Raw genomic sequence first — 1,455 nt, 5'->3', positions numbered from 1 at the left:
ACTCACGACGCCATCGCCGATGCGGTGGACGAGCTCTGGCGCGAGGGCCCGGGCGACATCCTGGTCTTCCTGCCCGGCGAGCGCGAGATCCGCGAGGCGGCCGACCACCTGAACAAGCACCTGGCGCAGCGCCAGAGGCATGGGCCGCAACCCGACATCCTGCCGCTGTTCGCGCGGCTCTCCCAGGCCGAGCAGGACCGGGTCTTCAGCCCGGGCAACGGCCGGCGCATCGTGCTGGCCACCAACGTGGCCGAGACCTCGCTGACCGTGCCCGGCATCCGCTACGTGATCGACAGCGGCCTGGCGCGCGTCAAGCGCTACAGCTACCGCAACAAGGTCGAGCAGCTGCAGATCGAGTCCATCAGCCAGGCCGCGGCCAACCAGCGCGCGGGCCGCTGCGGCCGCGTGGCCAACGGCATCTGCATCCGGCTCTACGACGAGAAGGACTTTCAGGGCCGGCCGCGCTTCACCGACCCCGAGATCCTGCGCTCCTCGCTGGCCGGCGTGATCCTGCGCATGAAGTCGCTGCACCTGGGCGCGGTGGAGGACTTTCCCTTCCTCGAAGAGCCGCCGCGCAAGGCCATTGCCGATGGCTATGCCCTGCTGGGCGAGCTGGGCGCCGTGGACGAGGCCAACGAGCTCACCGCCATTGGCCAGGAGCTGTCCAAGCTGCCGCTGGACCCGCGGGTGGGCCGCATGATTCTGGAGGCGCGCGACCGCCAGAGCCTGACCGAGGTGCTGATCATCGCCTCGGCCCTGTCCGGCCAGGACGTGCGCGACCGCCCGCTGGAACAGCAGCAGGCCGCCGACGAGAAGCACAAGAAGTTCGACGACGAGAAGTCGGAGTTCATGGGCTACCTCAAGCTCTGGCAATGGATCGAGGAAGGCCGCGGCCAGCATGGACACGGGGCCCAGGGGGCGCCGGCCGGCCAGAAGACCGACAGCCACAAGCTCAGCAACCGCCAGCAGGAAGCCCGGCTGCGCGAGAGCTTCGTCAACCCGCGCCGCGTGCGCGAGTGGCGCGACATCCACAGCCAGCTGCACACCGTGGTGGCCGAGCATGGCTGGCGCCTGAACCAGAGCCCGGCCACCTACGAGCAGGTCCACATGGCCATGCTGGCCGGCCTGCTGGGCAATGTGGGCTGCAAGTCCGACGACGAGGACTGGTACCTGGGCGCGCGCGGCATCAAGTTCTGGCGCCACCCGGGCGCCCACCTGTCCAAGAAGCCGGGTCGCTGGCTGGTGGCCGCCGAGCTGGTGGACACCACCCGCCTGTTCGGCCGCGGCCTGGCGGCCATCGAGCCGCAGTGGATCGAGCGCATCGCCGGCCACCTGCTCAAGAAGCAGCTGCTGGAGCCGCACTGGGAGAAGAAGGCCGCCGAGGTCGTGGCGCTGGAGCGCGCCACGCTCTACGGCATCGTCATCTACCACCAACGCAAGGTCAACTTCGGCCGG

General features: G+C 69.7%; 1 protein-coding gene. It reads left to right on the top strand.

What is annotated here, in order from left to right:
• Positions 1 to 1,455 (top strand): helicase-related protein (locus I73_RS17625; protein WP_022981821.1); only part of this gene is annotated, 1,455 nt, incomplete at both ends.

The organism is Ideonella sp. B508-1 (assembly GCF_000333615.1).
Lineage (GTDB): Bacteria > Pseudomonadota > Gammaproteobacteria > Burkholderiales > Burkholderiaceae_C > Ideonella.
The sequence above is the reverse complement of the archived record's forward strand: the minus strand, read 5'-3'. Positions and strand labels throughout refer to the sequence as shown.